This window comes from Allonocardiopsis opalescens, from assembly GCF_003002095.1.
Classification (GTDB): domain Bacteria; phylum Actinomycetota; class Actinomycetes; order Streptosporangiales; family Streptosporangiaceae; genus Allonocardiopsis; species Allonocardiopsis opalescens.
Genome location: NZ_PVZC01000001.1, coordinates 133,645 through 147,619 on the forward strand (window position 1 = coordinate 133,645; position 13,975 = coordinate 147,619).

The window sequence follows — 13,975 nt, forward strand, 5'->3', positions numbered from 1 at the left end:
CACCGCGGACGGCGGACAGGCCGCAGGAAGCCAGAGAGCGAGGAGACCAGCATGTCCGACAAGGCCCAGGCCATCGTCGCGGGACTCGGCGGCGCCGCCAACATCCTGGACGTCGAACCCTGCATCACCCGCCTGCGCACCGAGGTGCGCGACCCCGCCAAGGTCGACGAGGCCGCCCTGCGCGCCGCCGGGGCGCACGGTGTCCTCAGCTCGGGCTCGATCATCCAGGTCGTCGTCGGACCGGAGGCCGACAGCCTCAACGACGACATCCAGGACCTCCTCGACTAGCCGCGAGATACGGAGCGAATGTGACCACAGTGCTTGCCCCGGTCGCGGGCGAGGTCGTCGGGCTGAACGCCGTACCGGACCCGGTGTTCGCCCAGGCGATCGTCGGACCCGGCACCGCGATCGAACCCGCCAGGGAACCCGGCGTCGCGGTGGCGCCCATCGGCGGCACCATCGCCAAACTGCACCCCCACGCCTTCGTGGTCGCCGACAACGGGCGCGCCGTCCTCGTCCACCTCGGCATCGATACCGTCAAGCGCCGCGGAGACGGCTTCGAGCTCCTGGTCAGCGAGGGCGACGAGGTGGCGGCCGGCCAGCCGGTGATCCGCTGGAACCCCGCGCAGATCGAGGCCGACGGCCAGTCGCCCGTCGTGCCCGTGGTCGCGCTGGACGCCGAGGGCGATGTCATCTCCACGGCCGTCTCCGGCGCCGTGGCGGCCGGCGACCCCCTGTTCCGGTGGGCGTGAGCGGCGCCCAGGCCGGGCCGGACGCCCCGGCGGCCTTCCACACCCTGCCCGTCATGCCCCTCGGCGTGCTCTTCGACCTGGACGGCACCCTCATCGACAGCGAGCCCCGCTCCTTCCAGGTGTGGACGCTGCTGTTCGAGTCCTACGGGGTTCCGCACACGCCGCAGCTGCTGCGCGGCTTCGTCGGGCGGCGCGGTGCCGACGTGCTGGGGGAGCTGAGCGACCTCTTCCCCGGCGCGTCCGTCGACGACATCATCGCCCGTATCCGGAGCTTCCAGCTCCGCACCGACCTGCCGCCGGTCGGCCCGCTGCCCGGCTCCGTCGCCTTCGCCCGCGAACTGGCCGACGGCGGCGTCGACCTCGGCCTGGTCACCTCGGCCACCCGCGCCTGGGCCGAGCAGCTGCTCACCCAGATCGGGCTGCGCGACCGCTTCGGCGTACTGGTCAGCGCCTCCGACGTCACCGTCGGCAAACCCGACCCCGAGGGCTACCGGCTGGGCACCTCGCTGCTCGGCCACCCGCCCGAGCGGGTGGTCGCCTTCGAGGACGCCCCGGCCGGGGTCGCCGCCGCCAAGGCGGCCGGACTCACCTGCGTGGCGCTGACCACGACACACCACGCGTCGGAACTGGCACACGCCGATCTGGTCGTGGCTGACTTGTCGCACGTACGACTTCCCACCGGAGAGCCCCTGACCGGGGCCTCTGCCGGAACGGGAGCCCATGAGGATGCCGAGGAAGGGAGCAGCCGTGGTTGAGCGGCGGGTAAAGGTCGAATCTGAGGTCGGACTGCACGCCCGGCCGGCCGCCTTGTTCGTGCAGGCGGCGTCGGCATCGGGCGCGGACGTGACCGTGGCCAAGGGCGAGGGCGACGCGGTGAACGCCAAGAGCATCCTGTCCGTCCTCGGCCTCGATGTGCGGCACGGCGACGACGTGGTGATCCGGGTCGAGGGCCCCGACGCCGACGCCCTGCTCGACCAGTTGGTCGGCATCGTCAACGCGGAGGCTGCAGGTGCCTGAGCCGGCCGCGGCGGTGCGCGGCGTCGGAGTCAGCGCCGGGCTGGGCGTCGGACCGGTGCTGCTGCTGGCCGGAGCCGTACCCGAGCCGTCCGGCACCGAGCGCTTCAACGGCGACGCCGAGACCGCCGTTCGGCTGGCATCCGAAGCGCTGGAGGCCACCGCCGCCGACCTGGAGGCCCGCGGCGCCGCCGCCGGAGGTGAGGCCCAGGAGGTGCTCGGCGCCCAGGCACTGATGGCGCGCGACCCCGGACTGGCCGACGCGATCAAGGAACGGGCCGTCCAAGGGGCGACCCCGGCCCGGGCCGTCTTCGACGCCTTCGCCCGGTTCCGCAAGCTGCTGGAGTCGGCGGGCGGGTACCTCGGCGCGCGGGTGGCCGACCTCGACGACATCCGCGACCGCACGGTGGCCCGGCTCCTGGGCGTCCCGGTACCCGGCGTGCCCGAGGTCGACCACCCCTTCGTGCTGGTCGCCCGCGACCTCGCCCCCGCCGACACGGCAGTGCTCGACCCGGCGCGCGTCCTGGCCTTCGTCACCGAGGAGGGCGGACCCACCAGCCACACCGCGATCCTCGCCCGCGCGATGGGCGTCCCCGCCGTCGTCGCGGCGGCCGGCGCCACCTCGATCCCGGCCGAGACCCGCGTCATGGTCGACGGCAGCACCGGCGAGGTGCACGTCGACCCCGAGGAGGGCGCCGTCGAAGCGGCCCGCGCACTGATCGCGGCGCGCGCCGCCGCGGCCGAGCAGGCCAGCGGCCCCGGCCGCACTCGCGACGGCCACCCCGTCGCACTGCTGGCCAACATCGGCGGCCCCAAGGACATCGCGGCCGCACTCGAACACGGCGCCGAGGGCGTGGGCCTGTACCGTACCGAGTTCCTCTTCCTCGACCGGGCCGCCCCGCCGAGCCTGGACGAGCAGCGCGACGCCTACCGTGCGGCCCTCGACGCCTTCCCCGGCGGCAAGGTCGTGGTCCGAGTGCTCGACGCTGGTGCCGACAAGCCGCTCGCCTTCCTGAGCGCCACCGACGAGCCGAACCCCGCCCTGGGCGTTCGGGGCCTGCGCATCCTGCGCCGCCACCCCGACGTGCTCGCCACCCAGCTGGCCGCACTGGTGGCGGCCGCCGAGGGCACGCGCGCCGAACTCCAGGTCATGGCACCGATGGTCGCCGACGCCGAGGAGGCGGCGTGGTTCGCCGCGACGGCCGGACAAGCGGGCGTCGCCAGCGCCGGTGTGATGGTCGAGGTCCCAATCGCCGCACTGCGCGCCCGCGACCTGGCCGGCGAGGTCGACTTCTTCAGTATCGGCACCAATGACCTCGCCCAGTACGCAGCTGCCGCCGACCGCCAGGTCGGAAGCCTCAGCGCCCACCAGGACCCCTGGCAGCCCGGTCTGCTCGACCTGGTCGCGGCCACCGCCGAGGCGGCCGGCGCAGTCGGCAAGCCCTGCGGGGTGTGCGGTGAGGCCGCCGCCGATCCGGCGCTGGCGTGCGTGCTGGCCGGGCTGGGAGTCACGAGCCTGTCCATGGGCGCCTCGGCGCTGCCGCTGGTGCGGGTGGCGCTGGCGTCGAACACGCATGAGCAGTGCCGGAACGCCGCCGCGGCGGCCCGGGCGGCGCGCAGCGCCGATCAGGCCCGGGCGGCGGCCCGTGCCGAGTTGCCTGGATTGGCTGAGCTCGGGTTGTAGGAGCCAGGGCTGGGAGGCGTCGGCAACCCATCGGTGGACACTGTCGTGTCGGTGGGGTGTCGGCGTCTTCCGCCCTGTGCTTCGGTCCCGGCCCTGCCCTTGGTGGGGGGTGCTGGGGTTCGGCGGCTCCTTTCCTGGGTGGTCGGGGTGACGGTCACGTTGCCGCGAGTACGCCCGGCGGCCATCGTTTTTCGTCGTCGGACCGGGGCGCGGCATTGGCCGCGTCCCGGGCTTCCCGTGAAGCACCGCCGACACGCGTCGACGGCCTATGGCGTCCCAGGCCCGAGGTGTTGGCGGGATGGATTGCGCGCATCCACCATCCCTCCCTCGCGACCTGAGAAGAGGCGGCAACGTGACCGCCACACGTGAAGAATGCCGGTCGGGGCGGTGGTCGGCCAGGCGGCCGTGGCGGGCTGTGGATGAACCGGGGGCCGGGGTGGGGCTTATCCACAGATCTGGGCGGGAGCCTGGTGGGGGCTTGCGGGAGTGGCTAAGGTGCGTCGTTCGGCGGGGTCGGCGCTGTTAAGGTCGGTCGGTCCGGGTGTCGGCCCGGTCGCGCTCCGTCGCGGGCCGGCCCGGTGCCCCGAGTGTCGAACCGGAGGAGTCCCATGTCACGCCGTCGCCAGACGGGCCTGATCGCGATCGCCGCCGCTCTGGTGCTCGGCGCGTGCTCGACCGGAGGCGAGGGCGTCCCCGGCGCGTCGGCGGATGCCACCGGCGGCGGGGCCGAGCAGGAGGCGCACCAGGTGGACATCGAGGCCGTGCTGGACGGCATGAGCACCGAGCAGCGGGTCGGCCAGCTGCTGATGCCGACCGTGCCGGGCACCACGGCGGAGGAGGCGGCGCCGCTGGTGGAGCAGTACCACCTGGGCGGCGTGATCTACTTTCCGGAGAACCTGGCCGACGCCGAGCAGATCGCCGAGATGTCCAGCGGCCTGCAGGAGGCCGGGCGCGCCGCGAGCGCCGGGGCGCCGCTGCTGCTGGGCGTGGACCAGGAGCAGGGCCTGGTGGCCAGGCTCGGCTCCATCGTCACCGAGTTCCCCGACGCAATGGCGATCGGCGCCACCGGCAGCACCGACGACGCCGCCACACTCGGCCGCATCACCGGCACCGAGTTGCGCGCGCTCGGCATCAACACCGACTTCGTGCCGGTCGGCGATGTGAACGTGAATCCCGACAATCCCGTGATCGGCATCAGGTCCTTCGGCGCCGATCCCGAGGCGGTCTCCGCGATGGTCGCGGCCGAGGTCGGCGCCTTCCGGCAGGCCGGGGTCGCCACGTCCGTCAAGCACTTCCCGGGGCACGGCGACACCGCGACCGACAGCCACACCGGCCTGCCGGTGATCGAGACCGGGCGGGCCGACTGGGAGGCGACGGACCTGCCGCCGTTCCGGGCCGCCATCGAGGCCGGCACCGACATGGTCATGGTCGGCCACCTGTCCATGCCGGCCCTGGACGACTCCGGCGACCCGGCGACGCTCTCGGAGCCGATCGTCACCGGTGTGCTGCGCGAGGAGTTGGGCTTCGAGGGTGTGGTGGTCACCGACGCGCTCAACATGGAGGCGGTCAGGGAGAGCCACGGCGACGGGGAGGTCGCGGTGCGGGCCCTGGAGGCGGGTGTCGACCTGCTGCTGATGCCGCCCGATCTCGATCTCGCCTACAACGCGCTGCTGACCGCCGTCGAGGAGGAGCGGATCAGCTCCGAGCGGCTGGAGGAGTCGGTTCGGCGCGTGCTGGAACTCAAGGCGCGGCTCGGCCTCTTCCCGGAGCAGGCGGCCGAGTCCGGCGCGGACGCGCCGGCCGAGATCCGCAGCCAGGAGAGCCTGGCGGCCGCGCAGGGGGTCGCCGACCGGTCGGTCACGCTGCTGCGCAATGACGAGGTCGACGGCGCGCCGGTGCTTCCCGCCGCCGAGGGGGCGACGGTGCACGTCAGCGGCTCCGGGGCCGAGACGCTCGCCGCCGCGCTCGGCGAGTCGGGCGTGGAGGTGGTGACCGAGGGGCCGGCGGGCGCCGATCTGGCCGTGGTCGGCACCAATGGCGCGCGCGGCGACGCCGAGCAGCGGGCGGCGGTGGCCGCGCTGGTCGACACGGGCACACCTGTGGTGGCGGTAGCCGTCGGCACGCCCTATGACGTCGCCGCCCTGCCGGGCATCGCGGGTTACCTGGCCACCTATTCGGGCCAGGAGGTCTCGCTGCGCGCCGCCGCCCGGGTGATCACGGGTGAGGTCGCGCCCAGCGGGCGGCTGCCGGTCGCCGTGCCGGCCGGCGACGGGCCCGAGTTCGCGATCGGCGACGGCCTGGGCTACTGACCGGGGGCGGGGACGGCGCCGGAACGGATTACACTCCGGTGGCGATGCGTATCTACCTGCCGGGCAGCCTGTCCACGCTGGCCCGGGTGCTGGAGAGCAAGGCCGTCGAGGCGGCCGGCGGCGGACCCCTGACGGCCTACGCCCCCACCGGGGCGCTGGCCGCCGAACTGGGGACGGACGACCCGGAGGAACTGGAGTACCAGGCGATGCGCGCCGCGGCGCGTGCGTCGCTGCGGCTGCTCGCCGCCGAAGGCGGTGATCGGCGCCTGGTGCTGGCCGCCGAGGTGCCCGATGAGGCTGTCAGCCCCGAACGGGAGGCCAGGGTCCGTGTCGACGGGCCTGTCGGCCTTGAGCTTGTGGTCTCCGGCCACGTCGACGAGGACGCGGCCCGCCCGGACATCGCCGCGGCCGCCGCGGCGCTGGCGGCCGCCGACGGCGACGCCGAGGCCGTGGAGCGCGCGGAGAGCGACGCCGAGCGGCACGAGCTGCTGTGGTACGCGACGCAGGAGCTGCGCTACCTGTGAGGTGGCGCGTCGCCGATGCCGCCCTGCGGCCTTGTTCGGCCGGATCCCGCGTGTGTCGACACGGCGACGTCGGCGTCTTGACGGCCGCCCCGGACGCCGGAGTGGCGAGGGTTGTTCGTCGCGCAGCGCGATCAGAGTGAGCGCTGCGGGCGGCCGTGGCTCGGTTCCGGGAGGCGAGCGGCCCACCTCGGCTTGTGGTTCTGGTGGCGTTACGAGGGAACGCCGCCGGTCGGGCGAGCAGTGGTGCCCTGCTTCAGACCACGGTGTCGGCCGGGTCGCGCGGCGCCCCGTCATCGGTCCGCTCGGCTGTCGGGGCGGGTCGGTACGGTCGGAGTATGAGAGCTGCGGGGACCTTCGCTGTCACGTCGTTCGTTCCGGCCGAGTTGGCGGTGGAGCCGGGCGTGTCCACTGGCCTGCCGGTGGGGGTGGCGACGATGGAGAAGCGCTTCGAGGGGGAGGTGGCCGGGCGGTCGGCGACCGTGTTCACTTCGGCCTTCGACCAGGCGAGCGGTGTCGGCACCTATGTGGCCATGGAGTCCTTCGAAGGGACCTTGGGCGGACGGGAGGGCTCGTTCAACTTCGTGCACTCCGCGTCGACGTCCGGGAGTGACCGCGCGGACGAGTTCTTCGCCGTCGTGCCCGGCAGCGGCACCGGGGGGCTGGCCGGAATCTCGGGTGGCGGCGGGATCTCGGTCGACGCCGACGGCACGCACCGGATCTGGTTCGAATACCGCCTGGGCTGAACAGCGGCGCTTCGGTCCGGGCGGTGCGGCCGGGTGACTGACGGGCGCCGCTGCCGGTGTGACGCGCCGGGTACTCGATGCATGCGTCGCCGGCTCGGCTGAGCGGTGGAGTTCTGATCTGCGGCGGTATGGCCGGGTGCTTGGTGGGCGCCGTTGCCGGTTCGGTTGGCAGGAGGCTTCCGCACCGGACGGTGCGGCCGTGTGCTGGGCGCGTGCCCTTGCGGGGGGTGGCCGACCCCTGGCTCTCCGCACCGGCTGCATGGCCGGGTGCTTGGCGTGTGTTGTTGCGCGTTGATTGACCAGCGGCTTTCTGACCGGAGTGGCGTGGCCGGGTGTCTGGCGATCGCTGTTGTCGGGTCGGCTGACCGGTTGTTCTACGGACGGGCCGCATGGCCGGATGTTCGATGGATGCCGTCGCCGGCTCGGCTGAGCGGTGGAGTTCTGATCTGCGGCGGTGCGGACGGGTGTTTGGTGTGTGCAATAGCCGGGTTGGCTGATCAGCGGTTTTCTGACCGGAGTGGTGTGGTCGGCCGGCCGGGGTGGCGTGGCCTGATCGGCTGACCGAGGTTCTCCGGACCGGTGGCGGTATGGCCTGGTGCTCGGTGGACACCGTCGCCGGCTCGGCCGGCCGGTGGCGCTCCGTCCGGGCGACGGGTTCGGGGGCGACTCGGCCGGGTGTCCGTTGGCCGCCATCCACCGCCAAGGTGCGGCCGCCGGGCCCCGCGACGGCGATGACCGCCGCCAGGATGCGTCCGCCGCTCCCCGCGCCGGCCCGGCCCGTGGGCCGGTCGCCGTGTGTCCCCGCCGGTGGGGGTGTCGGGGGGCCGCCGTAGGATGGCGCGGCTATGGGGCATATCGTCTGGGATTTCAACGGGACGCTCTTCGACGATCTGGATGCGGTGGTCTGCGCCACCAATGATTCGATCCTCCGTTACGGGCTGGGGCCGTTCACGGCTGAGGACTTCCGGTCGCGGTATACGCGGCCGATCTGGGTGTATTACGAGCGGCTGCTCGGGCGGCCGCTGGCCGAGGGGGAGTGGGAGCGCCTGGACGAGGCGTTCCACTCCGCGTACCGGCGCTATCTGCCGACGTGTGCGCTGACGGCGGGGGCGCGGGAGCTGATCGACGCCTGGAGTTCGGCGGGGCACACGCAGTCGCTGCTGTCGATGTGGCGGCATGCCGAGCTGGTGCCGAAGGTGATGGAGCTGGGGGTGGCCGGGTCCTTTGTGCGGATCGACGGGGTGCGTGCCCAGGGCGGCGGTTTGAAGGCCGAGCACCTGGTGAGGCACCTGGCCGAGCTGCGGGTGGATCCGGCGACGGTGCTGGTGGTGGGTGACAGCGTCGACGACGCGCATGCCGCGCGGGCGGCCGGTGCGCGGGCGGTGCTGTACAGCGGCGGGATGCACTCGCGGGCGTCGCTGGAGGAGGTGGGGGTGCCGGTGGTGGACTCGCTGGCCGACGTGGCGGGGTATGTCGGGGAAGGGACGTCCGGGTAGATTCCGGAAGTGACAGTGTCGTCGCTTCCAGGGGGTTGTCAGAGTGGACGCCGTAACCCAGGTGCCGGCTCCGGTGAACGAGCCCGTGCGCGGCTACGCGCCGGGCAGCCCGGAGCGGGCCGAACTCGCCGCCAAGATCGCCGAGCTGGCCGACGGCCCCCTCGATCTGCCGATGTCGATCGGCGGTGTGGACCGGCTCGGCTCGGGTGAGCCGATCGACGTGGTGCAGCCGCACCGCCGCGCCGCGGTGCTGGGGCGGATGCGCAATGCCACCAAGGCCGACGCGCTCGCCGCGGTGGAGGCGGCCCGGGCGGCGGCGCCCGCCTGGCGGGACATGCCCTTCGACGAGCGGGCCGCGGTGTTCCTGCGCGCCGCGGAGCTGCTGTCGGGGCCGTGGCGGGCGGTGCTGAACGCGGCCACGGTGCTGGGCCAGTCGAAGTCGGTGCAGCAGGCGGAGATCGACGCGGCCTGCGAGCTGATCGACTTCTGGCGGTTCAACGTGTCCTACGCGCGCCGGCTCTACGCCGAGCAGCCGCAGAGCCCGCCCGGGGTGTGGAACCGGATGGAGTACCGCCCGCTGGAGGGTTTCGTGCTGGCGGTCACCCCGTTCAACTTCACCGCGATCGCGGGGAACCTGCCGACGGCGCCGGCCCTGATGGGCAATGTGGTGGTGTGGAAGCCCTCGCCCACTCAGCAGCTGTCGGCGCACTTCATCATGCGGCTGCTGGAGGCGGCGGGGCTGCCGCCCGGGGTGATCAACATGGTCACGGGCGACGGGGCGGCCGTGTCGAAGGTGGCGCTGGACCAGCCCGACCTGGCCGGTATCCACTTCACCGGTTCGACCCGCACCTTCCAGTACCTGTGGCGGACGGCGGGGGAGAACATCTCCCGCTACCGGGGCTATCCGAGGATCGTGGGTGAGACGGGCGGCAAGGACTTCGTGATCGCGCACCCGTCGGCCGATCCGGCGGTGCTGGCGACGGCGCTGGTGCGCGGCGCGTACGAGTACCAGGGCCAGAAGTGCTCGGCCGCCTCGCGCGCCTATGTGGCGCGTTCGGTGTGGAAGCAGGCGCGTGACGGCTTCCTGGACACGGTCGCCTCGCTGACCATGGGTGATGTGGCCGCGGACCTGTCCACGTTCATGGGGGCGGTCATCGACGACCGGGCCTTCGCGAAGAACAGCGCGGCACTGGAGCGGGCCGCGGCGAGCCCGTCGATCCGGGTGGTGGCGGGCGGCGGCGCCGACGACTCCGAGGGCTACTTCGTGCAGCCCACGGTGCTGGAGTGCGACGATCCGACCGACGAGGTGTTCACCACCGAGTACTTCGGCCCGATCCTGGCGGTGCACGTCTTCGAGGACGGCGACTACGACGCGGTGGTGGCGCAGGCGGCCGACGCGGCGCCGTACGCGCTGACGGGCGCGGTGATCGCCGACGACCGCGAGGCGGTGGTGCGGGCGCACGCGGCGCTGCGCTTCTCGGCGGGCAACTTCTACGTCAACGACAAGCCGACGGGTTCGATCGTCGGCCAGCAGCCCTTCGGCGGCGCCCGGGCCAGCGGCACCAACGACAAGGCGGGGTCGCTGTTCAATCTGCAGCGGTGGGTGAGCCCGCGGTCCATCAAGGAGACCTTCGTGCCGCCCACCGACCACCGCTATCCGCACATGGGCTGAGCGTGGGCGTCCGGGGGGTGGGAGCGCAGTAACGTATCCGTCGACAATACGGACACGCCCCCCGGAGGCCCCCATCGACGGCACGCCCCCACCCAGTGCGCAGCGGCTCGTGCTGTGGAGCATCGACCGCACGCTGCTCGACGTCGGCAAGGTGACCCGCGACGCGTGCGCCGAGGCGTTCGAGTGGGTCACGGGCCGGCCGCTGGTGCGGCTGGTGCCGACGGAGGGCCGCACCGATTCGGAGATCTTCTTCGAGTTCCTGGCGGTCAACCGGGTCGCCACCGACGAGAAGCTGCTGCCCGCCTACACCCAGCAGCTGGAGCGGGCCTTCGCCGAGCGGCGCCGCGAGCTGTTCGTGCGGGGCCGGCTGATGCCGGGCGCGGACGTCGCGCTGGCGGCGGTGGGCCGGCTGGACGCCACCGTGCAGACGGTGCTGACCGGTTCGATCCGGCCGAACGCGCTGGCGAAGCTGGAGGCCTTCGGCCTCACCGCGCTGCTGGACACCGAGATCGGCGGCTACGGCTCCGAGGACTTCCCCAAGGGCAGCCTGCTGCAGGTGGTGCGCTCGCGGGCGCGGGAGGCGTACACGGCGAACTTCACCGACGAGACGACCGTGTTCGTGTCCGACGCCGTCCGCGATATCGAGGCGGCGCACATCGGCGGCGCCTCGGCGCTGGCGGTGGCCAGCGGCGCGGCCACCGAGGGCGAGCTGCGGGAGGCGGGCGCGGACCTGGTGCTGCCGGATCTGACGGACGCGATCGCGGTCCGCCGGGCGATCCGGGACCTGACCGGGGGCTGAGCGGTGTGACGCCGCCGCCACTGTCGGTGTCGGCCGCCATGGCGGCGGTCATGACGGCATCAACACGGCGTTCGCCCGCACCGGGGCACTCCCGGGCGGTGACGCGGCTCGGCCACCGTCTGACGGACGCGGCGCCCGACGGTTTCGAGGTGCTGCGACGCGCGGGCATGGACCTCGATCGGGACGGCGCGCAGCACCGGATCCCGGACGCGGTGGTGATCCGGGCGGAGTCCTCCGAGGAGCCCTACCAGACGAAACCGCCGCTGCCGGCCGTGGAGGTCGTCTCGCCGCACAGCGTGCTGCGCGACCACCGGGTGAAGCTCCGCGAGTACGCCGCCTTCGGCATCGGGTCGTACTGGATCGCCACCCCGGACCCCGAGGGGCCGGGCCTGATCGGCTTCGAGCTGCGGGACGGCGCGTACCGGGAGGCCGCCGAGGCGGTCGGCGAAGAGGTGGTCCGAGCGCCCGTTCCCGGTGAGCCTCGTCCTGCACTGGCTGGTCGCGCCGGGCCCGTGGTGGTCCCGCATCGGCGGCCCGGCCGCGGACGCGGGCGGCTGACCGCGCCCCCACCCCGGCGCGCGCCGGCCCGCCGCCCCCGCACTCTTGCGCGACCGCGCGGGGCTGCCATGCTTGGGGGAGCGGCGGAGCCGGTCGCCCCGCCGCGTGCCGTGTCCGGGCGGGCCCGCCGGAGCCGGGGCCCTGAACTGCGGGAGGCCGTCATCAGCGCGTCGGAACACCAGGTCGGCGAGGTGCACGAGGAAGCGCTGCTATGGGAGCCGGGGGTGCAGGAGCGCGAGCACGCCCGGGTCACCGCCTTCATGGACTGGCTGTCGCGCACCCGCGGCACGGCCTTCCTGTCCTACGGCGAGCTGTGGGTGTGGTCGGTCACCGAGACCGACGCCTTCTGGGACGCGGTGTGGGAGTACTTCGACGTGCTGGGCGAGCGGGGCCGCGGCCCGGTGCGCGAGGGCGAGACCATGCCGGAGGTGCGCTGGTTCCCGGGCGCCACGGTGAACTACGCCCGCAACGCGCTGCGCCACGCCGACGACCGGCCCGACGCGGTCGCGGTGGTGGCGCGCGACGAGTCGGGCGCGCGCCGCGCCTACACCTTCGCGGAGCTGCGCGCGGAGGTGGCGCGGGTGGCGTGGGGGCTGCGGGAGCTGGGGGTGGAGCGCGGCGACCGGGTCGCCGCCTACCTGCCGAACGTGCCCGAGGCGCTGATCGCCTTCCTGGCCACCGCGAGCCTGGGCGCGGTGTGGTCGGCGTGCTCGCCGGACTTCGGAGCGGCGAGTGTGATCGACCGCTTCAGCCAGATCGAGCCGAAGGTGCTGATCGCGGTCGACGGCTACGCCTACAACGGCAAGGCCTACGACCGGTCCGAGGCGCTGGCCGGGATCCGGGCAGCGCTGCCCGGGCTGGCCGCGACGGTCGCGGTGGGGGGCGGCGGTCCGGAGGGGGCGGTGCCGTGGTCGGCGCTGGGCGGTGAGGGCCATCCGGCGCGGCCGCCGTACCAGGAGGTGCCCTTCGAGCATCCGCTGTGGATCGTGTACTCCTCGGGCACCACCGGCCTGCCGAAGCCGATCGTGCACGGCCAGGGCGGGGTGCTGCTGGAGCATCTGAAGGTGCTGGCCTTCCACCACGACCTGGGCCCGGACGACCTGTTCTTCTGGTACACCACCACCGGCTGGATGATGTGGAACTACCTGGCCGGGGGGCTGCTGACCGGGTCGGCGGTGCTGCTGTACGACGGTTCGGCCACCCATCCGGGCACCGACGCGCTGTGGCGGGCGGCGGCCGAGGAAGGGGCGAGCTACTTCGGCACCGGCGCCCCGTACCTGGTGGCGTGCATGAAGGCGGGTGAGCAGCCGGGCGCCCGCTACGACCTCTCCCGGCTGCGGGGGGTGGGCTCCACCGGGGCGCCGCTGCCGCCCGAGGCCTTCAGCTGGGTGTACCGGGCGGTCAAGCGCGATGTGCTGCTGGGTTCGGCGTCGGGCGGCACCGACGTGGTGACGGCCTTCATCGGCCCGTCGCCGCTGCTGCCGGTGCGCGCCGGGGTGCTGGCCACCCGCTGCCTGGGCGCCCGGATCGAGTCCTACGGGCCCGACGGCTCCCCGGTGGGTTCGGGCGAGGTGGGCGAGCTGGTGATCACGGCGCCGATGCCGTCGATGCCGATCCGGTTCTGGAACGACTCCGACGGCTCCCGGTACCGCGACGCGTACTTCGACCAGTACCCGGGGGTGTGGCGGCACGGCGACTGGCTGAAGATCCTGGCCGACGGCGGCTGCGTGATCTACGGCCGCTCCGACTCCACGCTGAACCGTGGCGGGGTGCGGATGGGCACCAGCGAGTTCTACCGGGTGGTCGACACCTTCCCGGAGATCGCCGACAGCCTGGTCATCGACACCGGCCGGCTCGGCGCCGAGGGGGAGCTGCTGCTGTTCGTGGCGATGGCCGAAGGCCGGGAGCTGGACGCGGAGCTGGTGGCGCGGCTGCGCGCGCAGCTGCGCGAGCGGCTGTCGCCGCGGCATGTGCCCGACGACGTGCGGGCGGTGCCGGGCATCCCGCGCACCCTGTCGGGCAAGAAGCTGGAGATCCCGGTCCGCAAGATCCTGCAGGGGGTGCCGGTGGAGCGGGCGGCGAGCCGGGACTCGCTGGCCAATCCGGAGGTGCTGGCGCACTTCGTGCCGGACGGCGGCTGAGCGGCCGGGAGCTTCGCGGAGTGGCCTGCGGGCGGCCGTCGGGGCGGTTAGCGTGGCGGAATGGGGGTTCGCCGAGGTGGGCGCCGGGATAATGCGGCACGCACCGCCCGATGCGGTGCGAAACCGGCACCCGCCGCAAGCGTCGCTCAAGCGCCCCCAGGTACGGTGTTCCGATGGGCCGATCGGGGCGACGACGGAGTCGTCCCGCCAGCGGCCGTCCGGTGAGTCGGACGGCGCCCGGCCGATCCGTCCCGGGCCCGCGCCCCGGACGCGACGCACGTCC

General features: G+C 73.6%; 11 protein-coding genes and 1 pseudogene. All 12 read left to right on the forward strand.

What is annotated here, in order from left to right; translation table 11 throughout:
• Positions 1 to 33: 33 nt before the first annotated feature.
• Positions 34 to 288 (forward strand): annotated as a pseudogene (locus tag CLV72_RS00545) (PTS sugar transporter subunit IIB); the annotation flags it as partial.
• Between the two features lie 20 nt (positions 289 to 308).
• Entirely contained in the window at positions 309 to 752 is a 444-nt protein-coding gene (locus tag CLV72_RS00550) for a PTS sugar transporter subunit IIA (protein ID WP_106237383.1), read from the forward strand.
• Positions 743 to 1,507: an HAD family hydrolase gene (locus CLV72_RS00555; protein WP_245929785.1), complete on the forward strand. Its 765-nt coding sequence runs from the start codon at positions 743 to 745 to the stop codon at positions 1,505 to 1,507. The genes CLV72_RS00550 and CLV72_RS00555 overlap by 10 nt, the downstream gene beginning before the upstream one ends.
• A complete protein-coding gene (locus CLV72_RS00560; protein WP_170140826.1) occupies positions 1,500 to 1,769 on the forward strand; it encodes an HPr family phosphocarrier protein in 270 nt (89 codons plus the stop codon). The genes CLV72_RS00555 and CLV72_RS00560 overlap by 8 nt, the downstream gene beginning before the upstream one ends.
• Positions 1,762 to 3,450 (forward strand): phosphoenolpyruvate--protein phosphotransferase, encoded by a 1,689-nt coding sequence (gene ptsP / locus CLV72_RS00565; RefSeq protein WP_106237391.1) that lies wholly within the window; start codon positions 1,762 to 1,764, stop codon positions 3,448 to 3,450. Before CLV72_RS00560 ends, ptsP begins: the two co-directional genes overlap by 8 nt.
• A gap of 608 nt (positions 3,451 to 4,058) precedes the next feature.
• Positions 4,059 to 5,759 carry a glycoside hydrolase family 3 protein gene (locus tag CLV72_RS00575; protein ID WP_106237398.1) on the forward strand — a complete coding sequence of 567 codons (1,701 nt, stop codon included), beginning with the start codon at positions 4,059 to 4,061 and terminating at the stop codon, positions 5,757 to 5,759.
• 44 nt (positions 5,760 to 5,803) lie between these two features.
• A complete protein-coding gene (locus CLV72_RS00580) occupies positions 5,804 to 6,283 on the forward strand; it encodes a DUF6912 family protein (protein ID WP_106240927.1) in 480 nt (159 codons plus the stop codon).
• 335 nt (positions 6,284 to 6,618) lie between these two features.
• Complete coding sequence (locus CLV72_RS00585) at positions 6,619 to 7,026, forward strand: DUF3224 domain-containing protein (protein ID WP_106237402.1); 408 nt, start codon at positions 6,619 to 6,621, stop codon at positions 7,024 to 7,026.
• Positions 7,027 to 7,871: 845 nt separating this feature from the next.
• Positions 7,872 to 8,522 carry an HAD family hydrolase gene (locus CLV72_RS00590; RefSeq protein ID WP_106237406.1) on the forward strand — a complete coding sequence of 217 codons (651 nt, stop codon included), beginning with the start codon at positions 7,872 to 7,874 and terminating at the stop codon, positions 8,520 to 8,522.
• A gap of 43 nt (positions 8,523 to 8,565) precedes the next feature.
• Positions 8,566 to 10,194 (forward strand): L-glutamate gamma-semialdehyde dehydrogenase, encoded by a 1,629-nt coding sequence (pruA, locus tag CLV72_RS00595; RefSeq protein WP_106237409.1) that lies wholly within the window; start codon positions 8,566 to 8,568, stop codon positions 10,192 to 10,194.
• Positions 10,195 to 10,306: 112 nt separating this feature from the next.
• Positions 10,307 to 10,993, forward strand: a complete 687-nt coding sequence (locus CLV72_RS00600) for an HAD family hydrolase (RefSeq protein ID WP_106240931.1) — start codon at positions 10,307 to 10,309, stop codon at positions 10,991 to 10,993.
• Between the two features lie 50 nt (positions 10,994 to 11,043).
• Positions 11,044 to 13,692 (forward strand): acetoacetate--CoA ligase, encoded by a 2,649-nt coding sequence (locus CLV72_RS00605; RefSeq protein ID WP_342755644.1) that lies wholly within the window; start codon positions 11,044 to 11,046, stop codon positions 13,690 to 13,692.
• Positions 13,693 to 13,975 lie beyond the last annotated feature (283 nt).

Bases quoted from the DNA above. Each gene is read 5' to 3' on its own strand.
- CLV72_RS00575 (WP_106237398.1), top strand. From the start codon at position 4,059: ATGTCACGCCGTCGCCAGACGGGCCTGATCGCGATCGCCGCCGCTCTG.
- CLV72_RS00580 (WP_106240927.1), top strand. From the start codon at position 5,804: ATGCGTATCTACCTGCCGGGCAGCCTGTCCACGCTGGCCCGGGTGCTG.
- CLV72_RS00585 (WP_106237402.1), top strand. From the start codon at position 6,619: ATGAGAGCTGCGGGGACCTTCGCTGTCACGTCGTTCGTTCCGGCCGAG.
- CLV72_RS00590 (WP_106237406.1), top strand. From the start codon at position 7,872: ATGGGGCATATCGTCTGGGATTTCAACGGGACGCTCTTCGACGATCTG.
- CLV72_RS00605 (WP_342755644.1), top strand. From the start codon at position 11,044: ATGACGGCATCAACACGGCGTTCGCCCGCACCGGGGCACTCCCGGGCG.